The 22,413-nt window shown below is 37.6% G+C and carries 12 protein-coding genes and 2 tRNA genes; 4 read left to right on the forward strand and 10 right to left on the reverse strand.

Features of this window, described 5'->3' with window-relative positions; all coding sequences use genetic code 11:
• Positions 1-112 precede the first annotated feature (112 nt).
• The 3 genes from H2677_RS11185 to H2677_RS11195 form a co-directional block, all read right to left on the reverse strand.
• Positions 113-9,022, reverse strand: a complete 8,910-nt coding sequence (locus H2677_RS11185; protein ID WP_212638564.1) for an Ig-like domain-containing protein — start codon at positions 9,020-9,022, stop codon at positions 113-115.
• A 290-nt stretch (positions 9,023-9,312) separates the two neighbouring features.
• Positions 9,313-10,068: a metallophosphoesterase family protein gene (locus H2677_RS11190; RefSeq protein WP_212638565.1), complete on the reverse strand. Its 756-nt coding sequence runs from the start codon at positions 10,066-10,068 to the stop codon at positions 9,313-9,315.
• Positions 10,049-10,987 (reverse strand): diacylglycerol/lipid kinase family protein, encoded by a 939-nt coding sequence (locus H2677_RS11195; RefSeq protein ID WP_212638566.1) that lies wholly within the window; start codon positions 10,985-10,987, stop codon positions 10,049-10,051. Before H2677_RS11195 ends, H2677_RS11190 begins: the two co-directional genes overlap by 20 nt.
• Before the next feature lie 395 nt (positions 10,988-11,382).
• Here H2677_RS11195 and H2677_RS11200 point away from each other — a divergent pair, with 395 nt between their 5' ends.
• On the forward strand, positions 11,383-13,212 hold the full coding sequence (locus H2677_RS11200) for a phosphoenolpyruvate carboxykinase (GTP) (RefSeq protein ID WP_199955955.1): 1,830 nt from the start codon (positions 11,383-11,385) through the stop codon (positions 13,210-13,212).
• An 85-nt stretch (positions 13,213-13,297) separates the two neighbouring features.
• Here H2677_RS11200 and glpD read toward each other — a convergent pair whose 3' ends face one another.
• From glpD to glpK, 3 genes are all read right to left on the reverse strand, one after another.
• Positions 13,298-14,818: a glycerol-3-phosphate dehydrogenase gene (gene glpD, locus H2677_RS11205; protein ID WP_212638567.1), complete on the reverse strand. Its 1,521-nt coding sequence runs from the start codon at positions 14,816-14,818 to the stop codon at positions 13,298-13,300.
• Between the two features lie 254 nt (positions 14,819-15,072).
• A complete protein-coding gene (locus tag H2677_RS11210; protein ID WP_004956133.1) occupies positions 15,073-15,831 on the reverse strand; it encodes a DeoR family transcriptional regulator in 759 nt (252 codons plus the stop codon).
• Positions 15,832-15,877: 46 nt separating this feature from the next.
• Positions 15,878-17,392 (reverse strand): glycerol kinase GlpK, encoded by a 1,515-nt coding sequence (glpK, locus tag H2677_RS11215; RefSeq protein WP_004912734.1) that lies wholly within the window; start codon positions 17,390-17,392, stop codon positions 15,878-15,880.
• Positions 17,393-17,656: 264 nt separating this feature from the next.
• Between glpK and H2677_RS11220 the strand changes: the two genes are divergently transcribed.
• Positions 17,657-18,079 carry a hypothetical protein gene (locus tag H2677_RS11220; RefSeq protein ID WP_099948991.1) on the forward strand — a complete coding sequence of 141 codons (423 nt, stop codon included), beginning with the start codon at positions 17,657-17,659 and terminating at the stop codon, positions 18,077-18,079.
• 56 nt (positions 18,080-18,135) lie between these two features.
• Here the strand turns inward: H2677_RS11220 and H2677_RS11225 are convergent, their stop codons facing one another.
• The 3 genes from H2677_RS11225 to folD all read right to left on the reverse strand — a co-directional run bounded on the left by H2677_RS11225 (position 18,136) and on the right by folD (position 20,167).
• Positions 18,136-18,420 carry a GNAT family N-acetyltransferase gene (locus tag H2677_RS11225; protein ID WP_099948992.1) on the reverse strand — a complete coding sequence of 95 codons (285 nt, stop codon included), beginning with the start codon at positions 18,418-18,420 and terminating at the stop codon, positions 18,136-18,138.
• Between the two features lie 168 nt (positions 18,421-18,588).
• On the reverse strand, positions 18,589-19,263 hold the full coding sequence (locus H2677_RS11230; RefSeq protein ID WP_004956126.1) for a class I SAM-dependent methyltransferase: 675 nt from the start codon (positions 19,261-19,263) through the stop codon (positions 18,589-18,591).
• A 55-nt stretch (positions 19,264-19,318) separates the two neighbouring features.
• On the reverse strand, positions 19,319-20,167 hold the full coding sequence (gene folD / locus H2677_RS11235; RefSeq protein WP_004956122.1) for a bifunctional methylenetetrahydrofolate dehydrogenase/methenyltetrahydrofolate cyclohydrolase FolD: 849 nt from the start codon (positions 20,165-20,167) through the stop codon (positions 19,319-19,321).
• A gap of 152 nt (positions 20,168-20,319) precedes the next feature.
• Here folD and H2677_RS11240 point away from each other — a divergent pair.
• Positions 20,320-20,393: transfer RNA gene (locus H2677_RS11240), tRNA-Cys, on the forward strand.
• An 8-nt stretch (positions 20,394-20,401) separates the two neighbouring features.
• Positions 20,402-20,487, forward strand: a tRNA-Leu gene (locus H2677_RS11245).
• Positions 20,488-20,609: 122 nt separating this feature from the next.
• Here the strand turns inward: H2677_RS11245 and H2677_RS11250 are convergent.
• Positions 20,610-22,370 carry an alkaline phosphatase D family protein gene (locus H2677_RS11250; protein WP_212638568.1) on the reverse strand — a complete coding sequence of 587 codons (1,761 nt, stop codon included), beginning with the start codon at positions 22,368-22,370 and terminating at the stop codon, positions 20,610-20,612.
• Positions 22,371-22,413: the final 43 nt, after the last annotated feature.

Below are 22,413 nucleotides of genomic sequence, written 5' to 3' on the forward strand. Positions count from 1 at the left end.
AAAAATAAAAAAATTTATACTTTTTTAGTTTTTTTTATAAAAAGTGATTTTGATTGAACAAATTGTCTCCATCAAACAAAAAAGAGCTGTCTGAGACAGCTCTTTTTATTCTTTAATTGAACAATACAATCTGCTGATTATTGAGTAGCTCATCTAGAGTAGTATTGGTTTGCAACAGGGTAAGCAATGGAGTACTTTCATAAGTTGAGTCCACTCCATCCAAATCAATACTAATAATTGAGTTGCCATTTTCTTGGTTGACATCGATAAAATCTACAACAGTTGTTTCATCTAATGCGGAACTTACGAACAAATTACTAAGATCGATTTGATCAGCTTGAGCATTCAGTTTTACATCACCCAAATAGAAGTCCAGCATTGTATCCTGTCCATTACCACCAGTTGCATCATAATAATTTAGTAAATGGAAAATGATTTTATCTGAACCATCTGCGCCCAAATATGTATCATTTCCTTCTTTGCCATTTAAAACATTATTACCAGCGTTACCTGTTAAAAGATTATCCAGTGCATTACCAGTTGCATACAAATGAGCAGAACCCACTAACTCTAGATTTTCAACATAACGTCCGCTTTCCAAATATGAATCAGAAGTTTCGGCATCACTAATGAATTGATAAAATCCAGACAAACTATAGCTGACTGAACTTATAATTTTATCATGTCCGCCTAGATCAACGTCTGTATAATCAACACCAACTATTTGAGTTTCCCAATAACCACTTTCAACCCACACATTTTGGTAATCACTCGTATCTATCCAGACCTCTTCAAAATAACCATCATTAACATATTGCTGCTCATAATGACCTTGCACAATCCACTTAGAGTCATAATAACCATCTTGTACAAGTTGCTGCTCGTAATGTCCTAATTCTTCAACATATGGACCTGAAAGCTCATAACCCAACTGCCATTGATTTAAATTGTAATCGTAATAATTACTTAGATAGGCATCATAAGAACCATCATTAGAGTAATAATTTAATCCATTCAAATCAGTGTAAACATCTCTTGTACCATCAACTATCCAGACATCTTGGTAAAAGCTCGTATCTACCCATACATCTTCATAGTAACTCGTATCAATCCATATATCTTCGTAGTAACCAGACTCTACCCATAAGTAGTTACTGTAACCAGAGACCACCCACTGCTCCTCATAGTGACTGGTATCCATCCAAATATCCTGAAATACATCATGAGCAACAACTGTATATTCTTGAATAAAATCATTAGTATGATCAACCATATAAGTATTGTCAGTTGCATCACCTTTAAACTGATCTACAGTTATTTTTGGTAAATCATTTAATTTCTGAGTTATTTTTTCACTACGATTCCCTGCACGGTCAACAACTGTTAGAGAGACTGAGATTGCATTTTGATATATGTAGCAAGAGAACGTTCCATCAACCCATGCCATAGTGCTAGTTAATGATGGTAATTGATCATCAAAATAATAAGTGATTTCAACAGTAGCGTTGCTTTCCGCCTGTCCAATCAATGATCCCCATTCATTTATTGCAAGCTGTGTGACTGTATCAGGTGCTGTGACATCAGTTGTTGCAATAATTGTCGCACTTGAACTCACATTTTGGTTGATATCGACTACATTTACAGTCAATGTTTCACCATGCCAAAATTGAGACGATAACCAAGTCGAGAAAATTCCATTACTGTCTGTTATCGCTTGCCCTACTTGATTATTATTTTCATCAAAAATGTTAACAGTTGAATATGCTTCCGCCTGACCCGAAAGTAGGTTTCCATCTTTTAATGAAAGTTCGGTTGGAGCATTTGGTGCAACAGTATCGACTGGTACCATTATTTCTGTGTAAGCACTTTGATATCCATTTTGCTCAACAACTATTCTTAGAGTTTGTCCACTAGCCTGAGGTGGATAGAACTGAATATTAAAATAACCCGACTCATTTACATAACCGTTCGCAATATAATTACTTTGTACATCAACTATACGTAGATAACTGTTTGGTACCGCATGGCCTTCAATAAAGAAGCCATTATCTGCTACAACAACATTTTCAACTGATTGTGGTGCATTGATATCAGCGTGAAAGTCGATGTTAAATGGAGCACTTATATTTTTTGCTAAATCAGTTGCTGTTACGAATAATTGCTCACCACGCAAAACTGGTGGATAAATACTAAGAATAAAATATCCATTTTCATCCGTTTGATATTCTGCCCTTAAGTCACCATCAGCATCGACTACTTTTATTATTGCCTTTGAATCAACTTGACCTGTAATCGTATAACCATCCTCACTAATCACGGCTTCATCTACAATTGGAGCTATACTGTCTAAAGGTGCAATAATTTCAGTAACTAAACTATATAGATTAGTATTCAGATCATAGACACGTACTTGTAATGTTTGTCCTTGAAGATAATAGTCATTTAAGGAGATATTAAAACTACCATCATCGTTCACCGTATTATTCCACCAACCGTTAATACGCTCTCCATCGCTCTTCGTAACAATAAGAGCCATCCCCGCAGTTGCTATTCCCATCAAAACATGACCTTCTGCATCTAGCTTGAGATCTGTTGCTGGGTTCGGCGAATTTGTAAATTCAGGTAATTGCTCAGAGACTATTTCGCTACGATTACCTGCCAAATCTTTCACAATTAAGCTAATGTTTTGATTTTGATATTGGCTCACATTGATTGATTGACTGAAGGTTCCATCATAAGCTACATACGTAGTTGCAATAAATGCACCGTATTGGTCAGTTATCTCAACTGTTGAATTTGGCTCTGCTTCACCAGAAATTATACCCTCTGATGTAATAGTAAGATTCTTAACAGCTAATGGAGCAACATCATCGTCTAACGCAGTTTGTTTAACTTCAACACTGCGGTTACCCGCTCGGTCAATTACAACAAAGGTTAATTCTTCTCCGTTTAAATAAGTTTGATAGAAATATCCAGAGACATTTCCCAAACTATCAACATAACCCCAGCCTACTTGACTTCCATCTGTATCATATATTTCAATCTGACTTCCTATTTCCGCACTTGATGTAAAGCTTCGACCATCTTCATTAAAAATTATGTTTTCTATCGCATTCGGTGCAATATCATCATTTAACGCTGTTTGTTTAACTTCAGGACTTCGATTGCCTGCTCGATCAATCACAACAAATGTTAATTCTTGTCCTTTGAGAAATATTTGATTCAAATACCCACTGACATTTCCTGAGCTATCAGTACTTCCCCAACCTACTTGATTGCCATTAGTATCAAAGACTTCAATACGACTTTCTGCTTCAGCAATTCCTGTAAAGTTCTGTCCATCTTCATTAAAAATTATGTTTTCTATCGCATTTGGTGCAATATCATCATTTAACGCTGTTTGTTTAACTTCAACACTGCGATTACCCGCTCGATCAATTACAACAAAGGTTAGCTCTTGCCCCTTGAAATAAGTTTGATAAAAAGTTCCTGAGGCATTACCCAAACTATCAGCATAGCCCAAGCCTATCAAATTACCATCAATATCGAAGACCTCAATGCGACTCTCTGCTTCCGCACTTGCTGTAAAGCCTCGACCATCTTCATTTAGGATTAAGTTTTCTATCGCATTCGGTGCAATATCGTCATTTAACGCAGTTTGTTTAACTTCAACACTACGATTTCCTGCTCGGTCTATCACCACAAATGTCAGCTCTTCTCCTTTGAGAAATATTTGATTCAAATACCCACTGACATTTCCTGAGCTATCAGTACTTCCCCAACCAACTTGGCTTCCTTCAGCATCAAACACTGCTATATTGCTATTTGCTTCTGCAGTTCCAATAAAGTTCTGACCATTTTCATTCAATACAATGTTTTCTATCGCATTTGGTGCAATATCATCATTTAGAGCAGTTTGTTTAACTTCAACACTGCGATTACCCGCTCGATCAATTACAACAAAGGTTAACTCTTCTCCGTTTAAATAAGTTTGATAGAACATTCCAGAGACATTCCCCAGACTATCAGCATAACCCCAGCCTACTTGATTACCCTCTGTATTGAAGACTTCAACGCGACTGTCTGCCTCCACACTTGCTGTAAAGCCCTGACCATTTTCATTAAAAATTATGTTTTCTATCGCATGTGGTGCAATATCATCTATTAGCGCAATTTGTTTAACTTCAGGACTTCGATTGCCAGCTCGGTCAATCACCACAAATGTCAGCTCTTCTCCTTTGAGAAATATTTGATTCAAATACCCGCTAACATTACCCAAACTATCAGCATAGCCCCAGCCCACTTGATTACCCTCTGTATTGAAGACTTCAACGTGACTGTCTGCCTCCACACTTGCTGTAAAGCTTCGACCATCTTCATTTAGGATTAAGTTTTCTATCGCATTTGGTGCAATATCATCTATTAAAGCAATTTGTTTAACTTCAGTGCTTCGATTACCTGCTCGGTCAATCACAACAAAGGTTAACTCTTCTCCCTTTAAATAGGTTTGGTAGAAATGTCCAGAGACATTACCCAAACTATCAGCATAACCCCAGCCTACTTGATTACCCTCTGTATCGAAGACTTCAACGCGACTATCTGCCTCAATACTTGCTGTAAAGCCCTGACCATCTTCATTTAGAATTAAGTTCTCTATAGGATTTGGAGCAACATCATCGTCTAACGCAGTTTGTTTATATTCAAGACTACGATTGCCTGCTCGGTCGATTACAACAAAGGTTAACTCTTCCCCGTTTAAATAGGTTTGGTAGAAATGTCCAGAGACATTACCTAAAGCATCAACATTGCCCCAACCTACTTGATTACCATTAATATCAAATACTTCAATGTAACTTTGTACTTCTGCAGTTCCAGTAAAGTTCTGACCATTTTGATTAAATACTATATTTTCAATCACATTGGGAGCACTTACATCAGCAACAACTACTGTTTCCTTGCTAATCTGTCCTCGTTCATCTTGTATCGAAAGATGAAATACTTCGCCATCAATTAATGGTCGGTCAAGAGTAAAATTGAAATAAGTGGTCTCAATCCAATCATTCCCATCAAAAATTGCAGTTTCAGCAATTGTTAGCCCATTTATGTCCTTAATAATTAAGGTGCTGTTATTCTCAGCATAACCACTGAAAACACCACTGTTAGAGAGATTTTCAATAATTGGAGCAAAAGCATAATCTGGTGCGACTAGTTCTGCGATCGAGCTTTCATTTCCATTACTGTCAGTTGCTGTTACATATATGATGTCCGCATCAGTTAGGAATTTACTTAATTCAATTGCAAACTTACCTTCTTGATTAGCCCAATTAGACCAAGACCATTGGTTTAGAATATATCCCTCACTGGTTTTAACAGTAATTTCTGCATATGGTTCAGCCGTACCATATATCCAATCGCCATCTGCATTAAAACTTAAATTTTCTGGAGCCAACGGTGCTGTAAAATCAACTTGAATAAGTGTTTCAGCACTTGTCACACCCTTAGAATCAACTAAATAAACAGAGAGTTCCTCTCCCTCATTCAATGTTCTATTGACTGATAAACTAAATTCAACAAAATCAAGCCATTCATATTCACTATAAACTGTGGTCTCACCAATAATCACACCTTCTAAATCTTTTACATAAATTGTGCTGCCAGCCTCTGCATAACCATTCATTAGACCATTTTGTGAGATATGATGAACTTCAGGGGCATAAGCAAAATTAGGTGCTTCGATAACTAATTCTTTTATATTATGGTTGCCGTCACGTGTCACAACTGTGACTAGCTCTCCCTCTTTTAATGTCTGCCAGATTTCAACCTCGATAAATCCATTCTCGTCAGTATACCCAGCACCTATTACTTGCCCTGATTCAGCGGTTACCAAAATCCATGTATTGGGTTCACTCACTAGAACAGAAAGAAAGTCACCATTTTGATCAAATTTTGGCGTCTCTAAAAAGTCTGCTGGAGTGTAATCTGTAGTGATCATGTGCGAAAAACCTAAAGTTCCATCTTTTTCAGCAGTGATAACAATTTCAGTGCCTTCAGGTAATTGCTGATCCAATTGCAGACTAAATGATTGTATTGATCCTAAATCGATACCATCTAAAGAGTTTAATAAAATATTATTAGAATCATTCAGTGAAAATGCTTGAATTAAATTTCCATTAATATCTTTGACATAAATAGTACTTGAGGCAGTTGCTAATCCTGTAATCATGCCACTTTGGCTAATACTAATGATATTTAATGATGGAACTTCAGTAATTTTACTGTGTGAAGATGGCTCACTTACGTACCCTTCATAATTTGAAGTCACATATATCTCTTGATCTAGATCAGATAATTCAGTTTGGATAGTAAAATATCCATCTTCATCCACAACGGTATCGGCAAGCCAAGTCCCATCTGCCTTATATAAATCAATCGTACTGCCTTTAAATGCCATTCCAGAAATAACAACTCCTTCAAGTAAACTATTTTTGCTTTCTAAAAGAATTGGAACTGAAGGTTGGTGATTTATTAGGTAGGTATGAACTTTTTGGAGTGACGTAGTATTTCCAGCAATGTCAGTAATATTAATATCTATCGTTAAGCTATTTTGCTGCTGATCAGACCATAAATTGTTGGTAGAAACTTCAGCAACCCAATCCTGCTGAATAGCATCAAATACAAAATTAACGGTAGTTTCACCAAGCATCGTAATCACTTTCGTCAGAGTTTGATCTATATCCTCTGGCAAAGAATTAAGACTAATTCGGATTGGAATCAATTGTTCTTTTTCTAATAAGCTGATTGTATTATCTTCTGTAAATGATTCAATTTTAAAAGAATCATTTGATAATTCTAAATTACGATCTACTATCACTTTTTGTATTGCAGATTCTGTTTTATTTCCTGCTAAATCAGTCACAATCGCTTTATATAGATAAGAACCATCCACTAAGTCATTTTGATTAACTGTAGTTTCATTCCAAGTCAGCCCACCATCAATTGAAACTTCAAAATGGTCCAGAAGTGCTACTTCAGCTCCAATGACAATTGAATTAGCAATAGATAAATTAAAACTATTATCAAGGCTAATCTTATCTTCTAATGAAGAACCTGTATCATCAAAATTTATTAGAACCAGATTGGCTTGTGGTGGAGCTATATTATCTACCACCAATTGCTGTATTACAGTTTCTGAACTATTTCCAGCAGTATCCGTTATCACTGCTTTAAATTGATATGTACCATCAGCTAAATCAGTTTGACTCGCTGCGGTTTCTTGCCAAGTTTGTCCTGCATCTTTTGAAACTAAGTAGCGTATCGTTGTGCCTGCTTCTTGACCTATCACTGCAACTGTAAAGCTTTTATCTTGTGTAATTTGGTCTGTGCTTGAAATACCGGTATCACTTAAATCAACAAGGCTTAATACACCTGCACTCGGTGCTGTTGTATCGATGATGATTTGTTGTAGTGCAGTTTCTGAACTATTTCCAGCAGTATCCGTTACGACTGCTTTAAATTGATATGTACCATCTGCTAAATCCGTTTGACTCGCTGTGGTTTCCTGCCAAGTTTGTCCTGCATCTTTTGAAACTAAGTAGCGTATCGTTGTGCCTGTTTCTTGACCTGTAACTGCAAGTGTAAAGCTTTTATCTTGTGTGATTTGGTCTGTGCTTGAAATACCAGTATCACTTAAATCCACAAGGCTTAAAACGCCTGCACTCGGTGCTGTTGTATCGATGATAATTTGCTGTATTGCAGTCTCTGAACTATTTCCAGCAGTATCCGTTACGACTGCTTTAAATTGATATGTACCATCGGCTAAATCCGTTTGACTAGCTGTGGTTTCCTGCCAAGTTTGTCCTGCATCTTTTGAAACTAAGTAGCGTATCGTTGTACCTATTTCTTGACCTGTAACTGCAAGTGTAAAACCTTTATCTTGTGTGATTTGGTCTGTGCTTGAAATACCGGTATCACTTAAATCAACAAGGCTTAATACACCTGCACTCGGTGCTGTTGTATCGATGATAATTTGCTGTATTACAGTTTCTGAACTATTTCCAGCAGTATCCGTTACGACTGCTTTAAATTGATATGTACCATCGGCTAAATCAGTTTGACTCGCTATGGTTTCTTGCCAAGTTTGTCCAGCATCTTTTGAAACCAAGTAGCGTATCGTTGTGCCTGTTTCTTGACCTGTCACCGCAAGTGCAAAGCTTTTATCTTGTGTGATTTGGTCTGTGCTTGAAATACCGGTATCACTTAAATCAACAAGGCTTAATACACCTGCACTCGGTGCTGTTGTATCGATGATAATTTGCTGTATTGCAGTTTCTGAACTATTTCCAGCAGTATCCGTTACGACTGCTTTAAATTGATATGTACCATCGGCTAAATCCGTTTGACTCGCTGTGGTTTCCTGCCAAGTTTGTCCAGCATCTTTTGAAACTAAGTAGCGTATCGTTGTACCTGTTTCTTGACCTGTAACTGCAAGTGTAAAGCTTTTATCTTGTGTGATTTGGTCTGTGCTTGAAATGCCCGTGTCAGTATAATTCTGTAATTGCAATACACCAGGTTCAGGTGGAGTAGTATCTATACGGTCTTTATCTGTTATTAAGGCGATTAATCCAGCCCCAGCTAAACCACCTAAAATCCATGAATAGATTGAAGTGGTATCTGAAACCATCTGAGGTAATTCAGTTAGCTCTACATATTCAACAAAGATTTTACCTTCCGCTTCTGAGATGAGTTTAGCTTCCCAGTATTTTTGACCATTTTGGAGGATAATTTGTGGATTTTCGGCGAGATAAAAATTTTCAACAATAACCTTTGTGCCATCTTTTAGATGAAATACAACATTATTTCCTTCTTGGATTACTGATGCAATTTCTGAAGGATTAATTGCGATTTTTACAGTTTCATTTGATTTTATGATGATTGTAGTCGAGTCGCCTTGTGAAATAGCCACATTATTATTTTCAGAGAATTTACCATGAGTATCTTTTACGATTAATGATACTTGTGTCATTTTATCACCACATATTCGAATTGATTATAAACTTTTTCTTATTTCTACAGATTAAAATCTTTAGAAAATCTTAAATATTAAAATAATGATAATTCGCTATCATCTAAATTTTTAAAATCCATAACAGCCTTATAGATTTCAAATTTAAATATTCGCTATTATTTTTTTAATTAAAAATAGATTTGAATAAAGAAACCCCTTACTCACAATATAGAAATAAATGTAGGCATTCTATTCAATAATAAAAAACTTATCTATATCCAAAATTCAAACATTCGTAAAAAAAGCATTTACTTTTTTATAAAACTTAAAGACTGATCATCAAACCAATAATGTTCGATTTCGCCGCTTGCTGAAATTATATTAAAACTGTTAGACAAGCCAAAACGCAATCGATTAGAAATAGCTGTTCCAGCATGAATGTCATAAATTGAATGATCAAATCCCAAATTAAACACCTGATTCAAATCATGTATAGCGACTTTATGCAAATGTCCATGTAACAGTCCCCAAAGTCCTGTCTTACCCCATTGTTCAAGCGCTATCTTAGCCAATACGGGACAATCTTTATCCCCATGATCATGAGGAAAGGTATAAAAAGGTTGATGAAACACAACGAGCTTGGTTTTATTATTCGGAGCATTTCTTAGCTTTTCAGCTACTTCATGTATTTGTTCTAGTGATACATGACCGCGTGTATGATAGCGGCGACGTATGCTATTCACCCCAACAATATAGAAATTCGATGTTTCTAATATCGTTTCTAATCGACCAAAAAATGCCTGATAACGAACAAATGGTGAAAAAAAGCGATTCCATACGTGGAACAAAGGAATATCATGGTTGCCTGGAACAACCAAATAGGGCAAATCTAAAGAATCGAGAAATTGTCGACAATCAAAAAACTGTTTCAATCTCGCTCTTTGCGTCAAATCTCCACTGACAATCACAGCTTCTGGATGGTGTAATTTACAAAAATCACGAATTGCCTGAATACAAACTTCACGCTCAGTTCCAAAATGTAAGTCAGACAGGTGTAATAACATGTGGAACCATCACTTTTAATGCTGATTTTCTTACTGCGAAATTTAAAGGAGTTTCCAACTCGACTATTTCACCATCAAGTGCAACTGTTAATTTTTTCTTTTTAGAATCAACTTGAATATGTTCTGCGCAAAATGAATAAACATCAGATGCTTGATCAATTTTTCCTTGAACAAACTGAAATAACATTCTTAATAAACTCAATCGATCATTTTTAGCTACCAAAACACCAGCCAGTTTTCCATTTGCAGCACATTCTGCAATTCTTAATTTCATATCACAGAGTTGCAATTGATTATTTCCAAAAAAAATCAAAGGTGTTTTAACCGGATATTTTTTTTCATCAATACTAATCGATAATTTCAAAGATTGATGCTCACGCAATAAAACATCTAAAGCGGATGTATAAGCATGTAAGGGGAAGCGACCAAAAAGTCGATTGAATGTTTCTCTTTTTTTAATAAACAATGGATATAAACCTAAACTTGCATTATTTAAATAGATTTGATCATTTAAAGTTGCAATATGCACTTCTCGATAAGTACCTGTCGCGATCACTTCAGCAGCTTTAAAAATATCAATTGGAATTTCTAAAACACGAGCAACATAATTAAATGTTCCCAAAGGAATAATTCCCATAGGGATATCAGTGTGCATTAATTTTTTTGCAACAGCATTCAGAGTACCATCTCCCCCAGCAGCCACAATAACACCAGTTTTTTCAGATTGCTGATGTCTTAGTAATACTGTTTCCATCATCGCATCAAAATCATTTCTCGCATTTAGCTCAAACACCTGAATCTCAAAACCATATCGAGTCCAAAATGTCATCAGACGCTCGTAGACTTCATCTTGTTGAGCTGCATGAAATCCAGACTTTTGATTATAAATAATAGATAAGGGCTGTAACTCTTGATTCATATACTGCAGCCTTGACGACGATATCCAATATATTTGTTTATAAAAACAACAATTAAAAGCTAGTTTATGTAAAATTCGGATGATGATTATTCAATTTATCAATAATAATTCTCAAGAAAAATTAAAAATCATAAACTATTGTTTTTAATAGGCATTTATAATAAAAATAACACACATAAAAAAATCACATGCGAACAAAAACCATAACCAAAAACATCAAAAACAATAACTTATGAAAAAATATATATTCTTTCACTAATCGGGAATATGATCCGATAGTCTTATTTTTTTTACGATTTTGTGCTTTAATACAGCCACTTTTTTTACTTCATCTATTTTCATTGTCACCCAATGAATAGAACTGTACGTCGTACACACTTTAAAAAGGCATCACCATGACCCAAGTGAACGCACCAGAATTCGTTCGTCACCCTAAGCTTATTGCATGGGTGGAAGAAATTGCAAAACTAACCAAACCAGCAAAAATCGAATGGTGTGACGGAAGCGAAGAAGAATATCAACGTCTGATCGACTTGATGATCGCTAACGGCACCATGCAAAAACTTAACCAAGAAAAACATCCTGGTTCTTACCTTGCAAATTCTGACCCTTCTGACGTTGCTCGTGTTGAAGATCGCACTTATATCTGCTCTCAAAACCAAGAAGATGCTGGTGCAACGAATAACTGGGTTGCTCCTGCAGAAATGCGCGAAAAGTTAAATGGTTTATTTGATGGCTCAATGGAAGGCCGTACCATGTATGTGGTTCCTTTCTCTATGGGTCCATTAGGTAGCCACATTGCACATATCGGTATCGAATTAACAGATTCACCTTACGTTGCTGTTAGCATGACTAAAATGGCGCGTATGGGTAAAGCAGTCTATGACGTGTTAGGTACAGATGGTGAATTCATCCCATGTGTACATACAGTAGCTGCACCACTTAAAGAAGGTCAAAAAGATGTTGCTTGGCCTTGTAACAGTGAAAAATATATCGTGCATTACCCAGAAACTCGTGAAATCTGGTCTTACGGTTCTGGTTATGGTGGTAACGCTTTACTTGGTAAAAAATGCTTAGCTTTACGTATCGCATCTGCAATGGGTCGTGAACAAGGCTGGTTAGCTGAGCACATGCTTATTTTGGGCGTAACAAACCCACAAGGTGAAAAACACTACATCGCAGCGGCATTCCCTTCTGCTTGTGGTAAAACTAACTTTGCAATGTTAATTCCACCAGCGGGTTATGAAGGTTGGAAGATTGAGACTGTAGGTGACGATATCGCTTGGATTAAACCAGGTGAAGATGGTCGTTTATATGCAATCAACCCAGAAGCTGGTTTCTTCGGTGTTGCACCTGGTACAAATACCAAGACCAACCCGAACTGTATGGCAACTTTAACTAAAGATGTTATCTATACCAACGTTGCTGTTACTGAAGACGGTGAAGTTTGGTGGGAAGGTCTTTCTAAAGAAGTTCCAGCAAACTTAACCAACTGGAAAGGTCAGCCACACGTTGAAGGTGAAAAAGCTGCACATCCAAATGCACGTTTCACAGTTTCAGCAGGTCAATGCCCTTCTATCGACGCTGACTGGGAAAATCCAGCAGGTGTACCGATCTCTGCATTCATCTTCGGTGGTCGTCGTGCAGACACAGTACCTTTAGTTTCTGAAGCATTTGACTGGGTTGATGGCGTTTATAAAGCTGCAACTATGGGCTCTGAAACAACTGCTGCTGCTGTTGGTCAACAAGGTATTGTTCGTCGTGATCCATTTGCGATGCTTCCTTTCGCAGGTTATAACATGGCTGATTACTTCGGTCACTGGTTACAACTTGGTCAAGAAGTAGGTGCTAAAGCAGAAGCTGCTGGTAATAAATTACCAAAAATCTTCAACGTAAACTGGTTCCGTCGTGATGCTGAAGGCAACTTCGTATGGCCTGGTTTCGGTCAAAACATGCGTGTTCTTGAGTGGATCATTGATCGTTGTGAAGGCCGTGCTGAAGCAACTGAAACTCCTATTGGTTACGTTCCAACTTACGAACAATTGAACTGGACAGGTATCGACTTCTCTAAAGAGCAATTCGAAACTGTTACAGCTCAAGACAAAGACCAATGGATCAAAGAGCTTGAAAGCCACACTGAGTTATTTACTAAACTTGGTGATCGTTTACCGCAAGCACTTAAAGATCGTCAAAATGAATTATTAGCAGCTGTTAAATCTGCTTAATTATCTTAGTTTCCTCTCTTTAATAAAGAGGGATCAAGGGATAATAAAAAAGATCGCTTCGGCGATCTTTTTTATATTAGTTTATTTAAGCTGCTACAGTATGATTCGGCTTGTTTGATAAATAGGAATCTAAGCGATCAATTTCATTTTGCGCAAAAACCAATCCTAGTTTAGAACGTCTCCAAAGAATATCTTCGCTAGTTGTTACCCATTCAAATCGACACAAGTAATCCACTTCTTTAGCAAATAAACCATGTCCAAAACTCAGTCCAAGCTGATCAATTGAAACTGACTCGCCTAAGATATTCCAAATACGTGAACCATAAGAAGTAGCCCAACGTTTTGCTAAGCTCTCAGAAACATCAGTAATTTGTGCACGAATCTCATTTGCTAATTGTTCAGCAGATGCCATATTTTCTCCACCAGGTAGAGCTTCTGATGCCGTCCAACTCTCTTTCATTTCAGGGAAAAATGGATTCAACTGATGCATGGCAGATTCAGCCAGCTTACGATACGTTGTTAATTTACCGCCAAAAACAGAAAGTAATGGTGCCTGATCATGAGTTTCTTGAGATAAAGCTAAGGTATAGTCTCGCGTAATGGCTGAAGGATTATCGGACTCATCGTCACATAATGGTCTAACTCCAGCAAATGTCCAAATAATATCAGCTTGAGTAAGCTGTTTTTTGAAATGTGCATTACTCACTTCAAGCAAATAATCTGTTTCTGCTTGCGTAATTTGCACTTTTGATGGATCACCCTGATATTCACGGTCAGTTGTACCAATCATTGTGTATTGATCTAAATACGGAATTGCAAACACAATACGACGGTCATCATTTTGCATTATGAATGCTTTATCACCTTCATAGAGTTTTGGCACAACAATATGACTACCTTGAATCAAACGAATGCCATAAGGTGATTTAAGCTGTAAATCTTGTTTGATAAACTGTGCAACCCAAGGGCCTGCAGCATTAACTAAAGCTTTAGCTTTAATTTTAAATGAACCTTGTGCATTCTCTAGTTCTACTACCCAATAACCCTCTACACGTTGAGCTGATAAACAACGTGTGCGAGTAACAACATCTGCCCCTTTTTCACGTGCATGCATGGCATTTAACACAACCAAACGTGAATCATCAACCGCACAATCAGAATATTCAAAACCGCGAGTAATTGCTGAATTTAGTGGGCTGTCATCTTTAAAATAGACATTATTTGATCCCAATAATTTTTCACGTTTACCTAAATGGTCGTAAAAAAATAGGCCTGTTCGAATCAACCATGCTGGACGTAAATGTGGGCGATGCGGCATGATAAATCGCATTGGACGAATGATATGCGGGGCTTTAGCCAATAACACTTCACGCTCAGCCAATGCCTCACGGACGAGACGGAATTCTTTATGTTCGAGGTAGCGCAATCCACCATGAATGAGCTTGCTACTTGCAGAAGATGTATGGCTTGCTAAATCATCTTTTTCGCATAAGAACACAGACAAACCACGTCCTGCTGCATCTGCAGCGATACCTACACCATTGATACCACCACCAATCACAGCGATATCATAAATTTTGTCTTTTGACAGAGGAGAAGTTTGCATATGTCACCGCAAATTTTCATTATTGTTCAATAATGAAAATTAAAACACATCAAATGAAAATAAACAATGAAAAATAGACATAAAAGTGCCAATCAGTAGTCATTTAATGATAAATGGTAAATTTAGAAATCACAGGAAAAATGCTGAAGTATTAAACAAAAAAGATTTTTTGAAAGTTTTTAGACTAAAAAATAGAAATCTTGAGCTAAATCAATTAGCTCAAATAGCACATAGCAATGTTCGAAAATGAATACTTATTTTGCGACAATCAAACCAACATCCAATTCACGGATTGTTTTCATATATTCTTCATTAGGCTGCTGATCTGTAAATATACAATCAACTTGTTTGAGTGATCCCAATCGGATCATGGCATTACGACCAAATTTACTACTGTCGGCTGCTAAAAACACTTGCCTAGCACTAGATAAAATTTCTTGAGAAACACACACTTCTTGAAAATCAAAATCAAGAAGTGTTCCATCTTCTTCAATACCACTGATACCAATCAGCGCATAATCAGCTTTGAATTGTTTAAAAAAATCAGCCGTGGCTTGACCAATAACCCCACCGTCAGGACGAACACGACCACTGGCAATTAAGACCTCAAAGTCTTCCTTAGTACTCAAAATCTTAGCTACATTAAGATTGTTGGTAATGATTTTTAAACCCGTATGATTTAAAAGTGCATGGGCGATTGCTTCGGTGGTTGTACCAATATTAATAAATAAAGATGCATGGTCTGGAACAGCCGCTGCTACAGCCGCTGCAATCGTTCTTTTTTCTTCAAGCATGTAGCCAACACGAGTCGTATATTCCGTGTTTTCCACCGTTGAATCATGTGCTGCTCCGCCATGATAGCGACGCAGCAAACCTTCATCAGCAAGCTGGTTGATATCACGACGAATCGTTTGAGGTGTTACATCAAAATATTGAGCAAGCTCTTCAATACTTATATAGCCACGTTCTCTCACTAATTCGAGGGTTTTTTGTTGGCGTAGTATCAAGCTCATGCTCTTATATCCTGTGTTGTTGTATATCTTCGGCGGCTATTTTACCCTAATCCTCTGCCCAATCACGAGTACGTCCAACAGCTTTTAACCACCCTTTATAGAGTTTTTCGGTTTCATCGCGGGTACATTCAGGAGTAAAACTACGCTCAATCGTCATTCTACTCTTTAATTCATTCAAATCAGACCAAAACCCGACCGCTAAACCAGCTAAAAACGCAGCGCCCATACCTGTAGTTTCTTTCATTGCAGGTCGCTCAACTGAAGTGCCTAAAATATCAGCTTGGAATTGCATCAAGAAATTGTTTGCGGTTACACCACCATCAACTCGTAATGTGCGTAATTTTTCACCCGAATCCTGTTGCATTGCATCTAAAACATCACGTGTTTGATATGCAATCGATTCTAAAGTTGCTCGAATAATATGCTCAATACTCACACCGCGTGTAATACCCAAAATCGCACCACGTGCTGTAGGGTCCCAATATGGCGCACCTAAACCTGTAAACGCAGGTACAACATAGACCCCATTGCTGTCTTTTACTTTAGTTGCGTAGTATTCAGAATCATGTGAGTCATTAATCGCTTTTAATTCATCACGCAACCATTGCACACATGAACCACCATTAAACACAGCACCTTCTAATGCATAATTCACTTCACCTTTTGCACCACATGCAATTGTTGTAAGTAAACCATGTTCAGACTGAACAATTCGCTTGCCCGTGTTCATTAAAAGGAAGCAACCCGTACCATAAGTGTTTTTAGCTTGTCCAACTTCTACGCACATTTGTCCAAACAATGCGGCTTGCTGATCACCAGCAATACCTGCAATTGGAATTCCAACTTCTTGCCCACTAATTGTATGCGTATATCCGTACACTTCCGAAGAACTACGTACTTCAGGCAACATTGCTTTCGGAATATTTAAAGCTTCGAGTAACTTATCATCCCATTCCAAAGTTTCAATGTTGAAAAGCATAGTTCGAGAAGCATTAGTATAATCAGTTACATGTGCTTGCCCATTGGTAAGTTTCCAAATCAACCATGTATCAATCGTACCGAAAAGAAGCTCACCACGCTCCGCACGCTCACGACTACCTTCTACTCGATCTAGGATCCACTTAATTTTTGTTGCAGAAAAATACGGATCAATCACAAGCCCTGTGACTTTACGAATATAGTCTTGCCAACCATCTTGACGAAGCTGATTACAAATTTCGTTGCTTTGACGACTTTGCCAAACAATCGCATTGTAGATAGGTTTACCTGTTTTTTTATCCCAAATTACAGTAGTTTCACGTTGGTTGGTGATTCCAATCGCTGCGATTTGATCACTTGAAATACTTGCCTGTGCAAGTGCCTCAACCCAGACTGCACTTTGTGTTGCCCATATCTCCATCGGATCATGCTCTACCCAACCTGGTTGTGGGTAGATTTGGGTAAACTCACGTTGAGCGATCGTGATTACATTTGCATCGTGATCCAACACAATCGCGCGTGAACTCGTGGTACCTTGGTCAAATGCAACCACATATTTTTTTTGACTATCTGTAGAGATCATGACATACCTATCCAGACTTGCCTTATTTATTTGAGCAACAAATTAAATGCCCGTTAAAAAACGGGCTTCGATACTGCAATAAAGCAATGACTTCTGTATTAAATAAAAAAACTTGGCAGATTATATGCAAAATTGTTCGAAAACGAAAATTCTTTCTTTAACTTTGAACCCATATGCGATGAATAGCGTAGGTTTTAAAGAATCCTAACAACTTAAAGCTGATTTTATGCGATACTTAAAAACAGAAATAACAGGACCATTGATATGAAAAAAACTAATTTATTCGTTATTGTAAGCGGTAGTCTTTTCATTGCAGCATGTCAAACTAGTCCGCATCAATACAATGGCGTGACTGGCTATCAAATTGAAAATAAAACAGCAACATCAGCGACTCTAGCATACACCTTAGCAGCACATAGCAATCGTGATGTTGACGAGCGCAAATTACAACATGCTTGTAAACAAGTTTTAGGTGCTGATAAAAATTATAAAATCTCAGTGTTGAGTGTGAATGAAATCATGAACCCAACTCAACAAGAACAATATGGTGTTAAGCTTGGCAATAGCCGTACCACTTTTGGTCTTACAAATTCGCCAGATCTGAACAATAGTGAAGGTTATGCGACTCGTCAGGCTTTAGAAGCTCGACCTTCTACCCTTAAAGTTGTTCGCTATCACTGCAACTAATTCATAAAAGACATAAAAACGTATCTGAATCAATTTCAGATACGTTTCATCAATCGTTATACTTTTAGCACATCGTGAATTGACTGATCTTTATCAAAAACAGATTTAGAGAAAGGACACAAAGGAATAACTTTAATCTCTCGTTCACGTGCAAATGCAACCAAAGCATCCAACAATTGACGACCAATTCCTTGTCCACGAAATTGATCTTCGACATCTGTATGATCAATGATTAACATTGAATCACCTGCCCACGTATAAGCCATCTCACCAGCTTTTACATCAGCAGCAAAAATCTCAAAAGTCCCGTGTTTAGTGTCATCTGATTGTTTAATATTCACTATTTAAGCCTCATTTTGATTGTATTACGATCAAGTACGAAAGCATCAAAGTGAATTAACTTTCAAAACTTGAATCGTTGAGACTTGTTTTATCATCCACTCAAAATAATCTCTGTTGCTATTTGATAAACAGAGAACACAACAAAGTGCCCTATCTTGATTTAGAACCTATTGAGGATGTGTACGATAAAAACTTACATTTCGAAATTCTTTGGCTTCATCTAAATCGGGCCAAGTCGTTGCACTTCTTTCATCTATTTTCAAATATTGCGGATGGCTAAAATTTTTCACACGACTATCCGCCACCCATACTTCAGGTGCGAACTTCAAAAACTCATCTAAAAAGAAACGATTACACTGATCATAAAGTACATCAGCAGCAAGTAAAACATCGACCTGTTCAGATTTGTATAAATCATCTAGATATTCAAGTTCTACATTATTGAGTAATGCATTTTCACGACATGACTCCAAGCTTACTTGGTCAATATCACAGCAAATAACACGTTTTGCACCAGCCATTTTTGCTGCTATTGCAACCACACCTGAGCCTGCACCAAAATCCAATACCACCTTATCTTTTACATGATGTGGTTCAGCGAGTAGCCATTGCGCCATCGCCAACCCTGAAGCCCAGCAAAAAATCCAATAAGGGGTTTCATTCCAAATACGACGAATTACCTCATCATCTAAACGATCAGTTGGAAAAACAGGAGGAATTAGCCACAATGAAATTGGGGTTTCAGGTAACTGCTGTGCCAATAAATCAGTGTTTGGAATAACTTCATGTAAGGCTTTAAGCAATTGATCAGGTGCTTTCGCAAATTGAAATGTACAGCTCATATTTCTTAAATTCTTAAAAAAAGCCCCTCTATTTAGAAGGGCTTAAAGTGGATATTTAACCTAAAGCTTTTTCAGCAGCTTCAACTGTTTGACGAATCAAGGTCGTGATCGTCATAGGTCCTACACCACCTGGGACTGGTGTATAAGCTGATGCAACATCTTCAATACCCACTAATTGGATATCACCCACACCACCGCCATCACGTGGATGGAAACCAGCATCAACGACAACAGCACCTTGTTTAATCCAATCTTTCTGAATTAATTCAGCCTTACCTACTGCACCCACAATAATATCGGCTTGCTTCACTAACTCAGGAAGGTTTTGAGTACGTGAATGACAAATCGTCACGGTAGCATTGGCTTGTAGTAGCATCATTGCCATTGGTTTACCTAAAATTGCTGAACGACCAACAACAACGGCATGCTTACCTGCAATTTCAATCTTGTTTTCTTTTAAAATCGTCATGATACCCGCTGGAGTTGCTGAACCATACGCGGCTTCGCCCATTGACATACGACCAAAACCAAGACAAGTCACACCATCCACATCTTTTTCGAGTGAAATCGCATCAAAACATGCTCTTTCATCAATTTGTTCAGGTACTGGATGTTGAAGCAAAATACCGTGTACATCTGGATTTGCATTTAATTTTTCAATTTCAGCAAGTAATTGTTCAGTTGTCGTTTCTTTTGGCAGTTCAACCTTTAGAGAATCCATGCCCACACGGCGGCAAGCATTTCCTTTCATACGCACATAAGTTGCAGATGCACCATCATCACCAACTAAAATTGTTGCCAAAATTGGGGTACGACCCGATTTTGCTTTTAATGCTTCTACACGTACCAACAAATCAGCTTCGATTTGTGTTGCCAATGCACGACCGTCTAAAACCAATGCCACAGCGCATCTCCAAAGTGGGTATGAATCAATAATGCAAATAATACATGATAATTTAGCCAATATTCTTTTAGATGTTGTTTTTATGTGCATATTCACCGCAAACACTATTGTTTTTTTTCTAAAGATTGCTAATATGTGCATCACCAAGAGATGGCGGGGTGGCAGAGTGGTCATGCAGCGGACTGCAACTCCGTGTACGCCGGTTCGATTCCGACCTCCGCCTCCATTGGTAAAGCCCGAGTGGTGAAATCGGTAGACACAGGGGATTTAAAATCCCCCGCCCACAAAGCGTGCCAGTTCGAGTCTGGCCTCGGGCACCATCCTTCAACTACTGAAGTTTGGTGCAGTAAAAATCCAGCGTAAGCTGGTTTTTTTATGCCTGAAATTTGATAATTTATAAAAAGCCAAGCTTTGCATACTTGGCTTTTTTTGATTTCAAAAATTATGCAACTTGCTGAGCTGTCTGAATGGGCAATAGATTGACATCTAAATTAAGTTGGTACTGTCGACTTTCATCAACGGAATAGTTTACCTGCTTAATAGAATCAACAAAAATCCACTTCGACTGTACCCGTAACTGATCAAATTCAACTACCAAATATCCACGTTGATTCAAATTACAATAATTCAATTCATCAATTAATGTCTTGAATGCAAATTCAAATTGTTGCAATTGCGCCAAAGGAATGTTGAGGTATTTTTCCAATCCTGGTGAAGATACTGAGCTGGTAGCCAACTCTACTCCAACGAATACCCCATCTTTACTGTATAAATTTGAAGACCAAGCATTGTGTGTATCCCCCGCCAAGACCACGATTTTCTTTTTCAACTGCGCTAATGTGCCATACAAAATCTCGCGTTCAGTGAAATAACCATCCCAAGCGTCTAAATTATACGGTGCAGTCGTAAGTACACGCGCTTTCTCTTGTTGAGTAAGTGTTGGATCATTATTTTGTAGTCGAACTTTTAGCGTTACCAGTTCAGTAATTTGTGTATTCATTTTTGTGAGTGTTTCAGCTGTTGGATTGCCTGAAGTTATTTCAGCCAAAGAAAGTAACAACTCAGCAGGAATAAACATTTTAGACATTAAAATTTGCTGTCCCAAAACATTCCAAGTTGCATTTGATTGCTGTAATTTGCCTAATAACCAATCACGTTGTTCAAACCCCATCAAAGTACGCGTTGGACTAGTAAGATCAGCTTGAAACTTTGCAACGTCTATGCCTGTCGCAGTTAAATAATTTGCATAATCTAATTGTTGATCTCGAGCAATAATACGGGTATCCAACATAGTCAATTGAACAAGATTACCAAAATCGAATTGGCGATAAATCTTTACATGCTGATCATCTACAGGACGAATTGGCATCCATTCGAAATATGCCTGTAAGGCAGCCAACTTACGCTCAAGGAACGAACCTTCATTTTCTTGATGATTTTCAGCACCATTTTTCCAAGTATCATTCGTCAACTCATGGTCATCCCAAATCACGATAAATGGATGACGTTGATGTGCAGCCTGTAAGTCCTGATCTTTTCGATATAGTGCATATCGCTTTCGGTAATCATCTAATTTAATAATTTCTTTATTGTTATCTGCCGCTAAAGTACGACCAAGTTTTGCAGCATCTTCAGTGGCATATCCATCAGCACCATACTCATAAATATAGTCACCTAAATGAATCACCACATCTACATTTTGCTTTGCAATTTCACGGTATACATAAAAATATCCCGCTGGATAATTTGAGCATGAACATACCGCAAAACTAACTTTAGATGTGCTTACGGGTAACGTTTTAGTCTGCCCTATTGGAGAAATCTTATTTCCAAAAATAAACCGATAATAATAACTTGTATCAGCCCGAAGTCCCGTTGCATCCACTTTCACCGTAAAATCTTGTGATGCTGATGTAGTCACTTTGTCTGTTTTAATGATTTGTTTAAACTGTTTATCTAATGCAAGCTCCCATGTCACTTGTAAACGTGCACTGATTTCATTTGGTGTTAAACGCGTCCATAAAATAACGCGATCTTGCAACGGATCACCACTCGCAACACCATGTTCAAAACTCACCTTTAAACTAGAAGTTTCGTTATCTGAACTATCATTACAACCTGTCATTCCCACTGTCAGTGATAATGCACCCAAACCGAATAAACTTTTTTGAATGAGTTCCCGTCGTGAAATATTTACAGTCATTTAAGTACTACCTTATTTTTATCACCTTAAATGCTTAAACCTA

This window comes from Acinetobacter junii, assembly GCF_018336855.1.
In the GTDB taxonomy this organism is placed as follows: domain Bacteria; phylum Pseudomonadota; class Gammaproteobacteria; order Pseudomonadales; family Moraxellaceae; genus Acinetobacter; species Acinetobacter junii.

What these genes read in the sequence shown, in the direction of transcription:
- H2677_RS11220 (WP_099948991.1), top strand. Translation starts at nt 17,657, where the DNA reads ATGAAAAAAACTAATTTATTCGTTATTGTAAGCGGTAGTCTTTTCATT.
- H2677_RS11185 (WP_212638564.1), bottom strand. Translation starts at nt 9,022, where the DNA reads ATGACACAAGTATCATTAATCGTAAAAGATACTCATGGTAAATTCTCT.
- H2677_RS11200 (WP_199955955.1), top strand. Translation starts at nt 11,383, where the DNA reads ATGACCCAAGTGAACGCACCAGAATTCGTTCGTCACCCTAAGCTTATT.
- H2677_RS11210 (WP_004956133.1), bottom strand. Translation starts at nt 15,831, where the DNA reads ATGAGCTTGATACTACGCCAACAAAAAACCCTCGAATTAGTGAGAGAA.
- glpK (WP_004912734.1), bottom strand. Translation starts at nt 17,392, where the DNA reads ATGATCTCTACAGATAGTCAAAAAAAATATGTGGTTGCATTTGACCAA.
- H2677_RS11230 (WP_004956126.1), bottom strand. Translation starts at nt 19,263, where the DNA reads ATGAGCTGTACATTTCAATTTGCGAAAGCACCTGATCAATTGCTTAAA.
- glpD (WP_212638567.1), bottom strand. Translation starts at nt 14,818, where the DNA reads ATGCAAACTTCTCCTCTGTCAAAAGACAAAATTTATGATATCGCTGTG.
- H2677_RS11250 (WP_212638568.1), bottom strand. Translation starts at nt 22,370, where the DNA reads ATGACTGTAAATATTTCACGACGGGAACTCATTCAAAAAAGTTTATTC.
- H2677_RS11195 (WP_212638566.1), bottom strand. Translation starts at nt 10,987, where the DNA reads ATGAATCAAGAGTTACAGCCCTTATCTATTATTTATAATCAAAAGTCT.
- H2677_RS11190 (WP_212638565.1), bottom strand. Translation starts at nt 10,068, where the DNA reads ATGTTATTACACCTGTCTGACTTACATTTTGGAACTGAGCGTGAAGTT.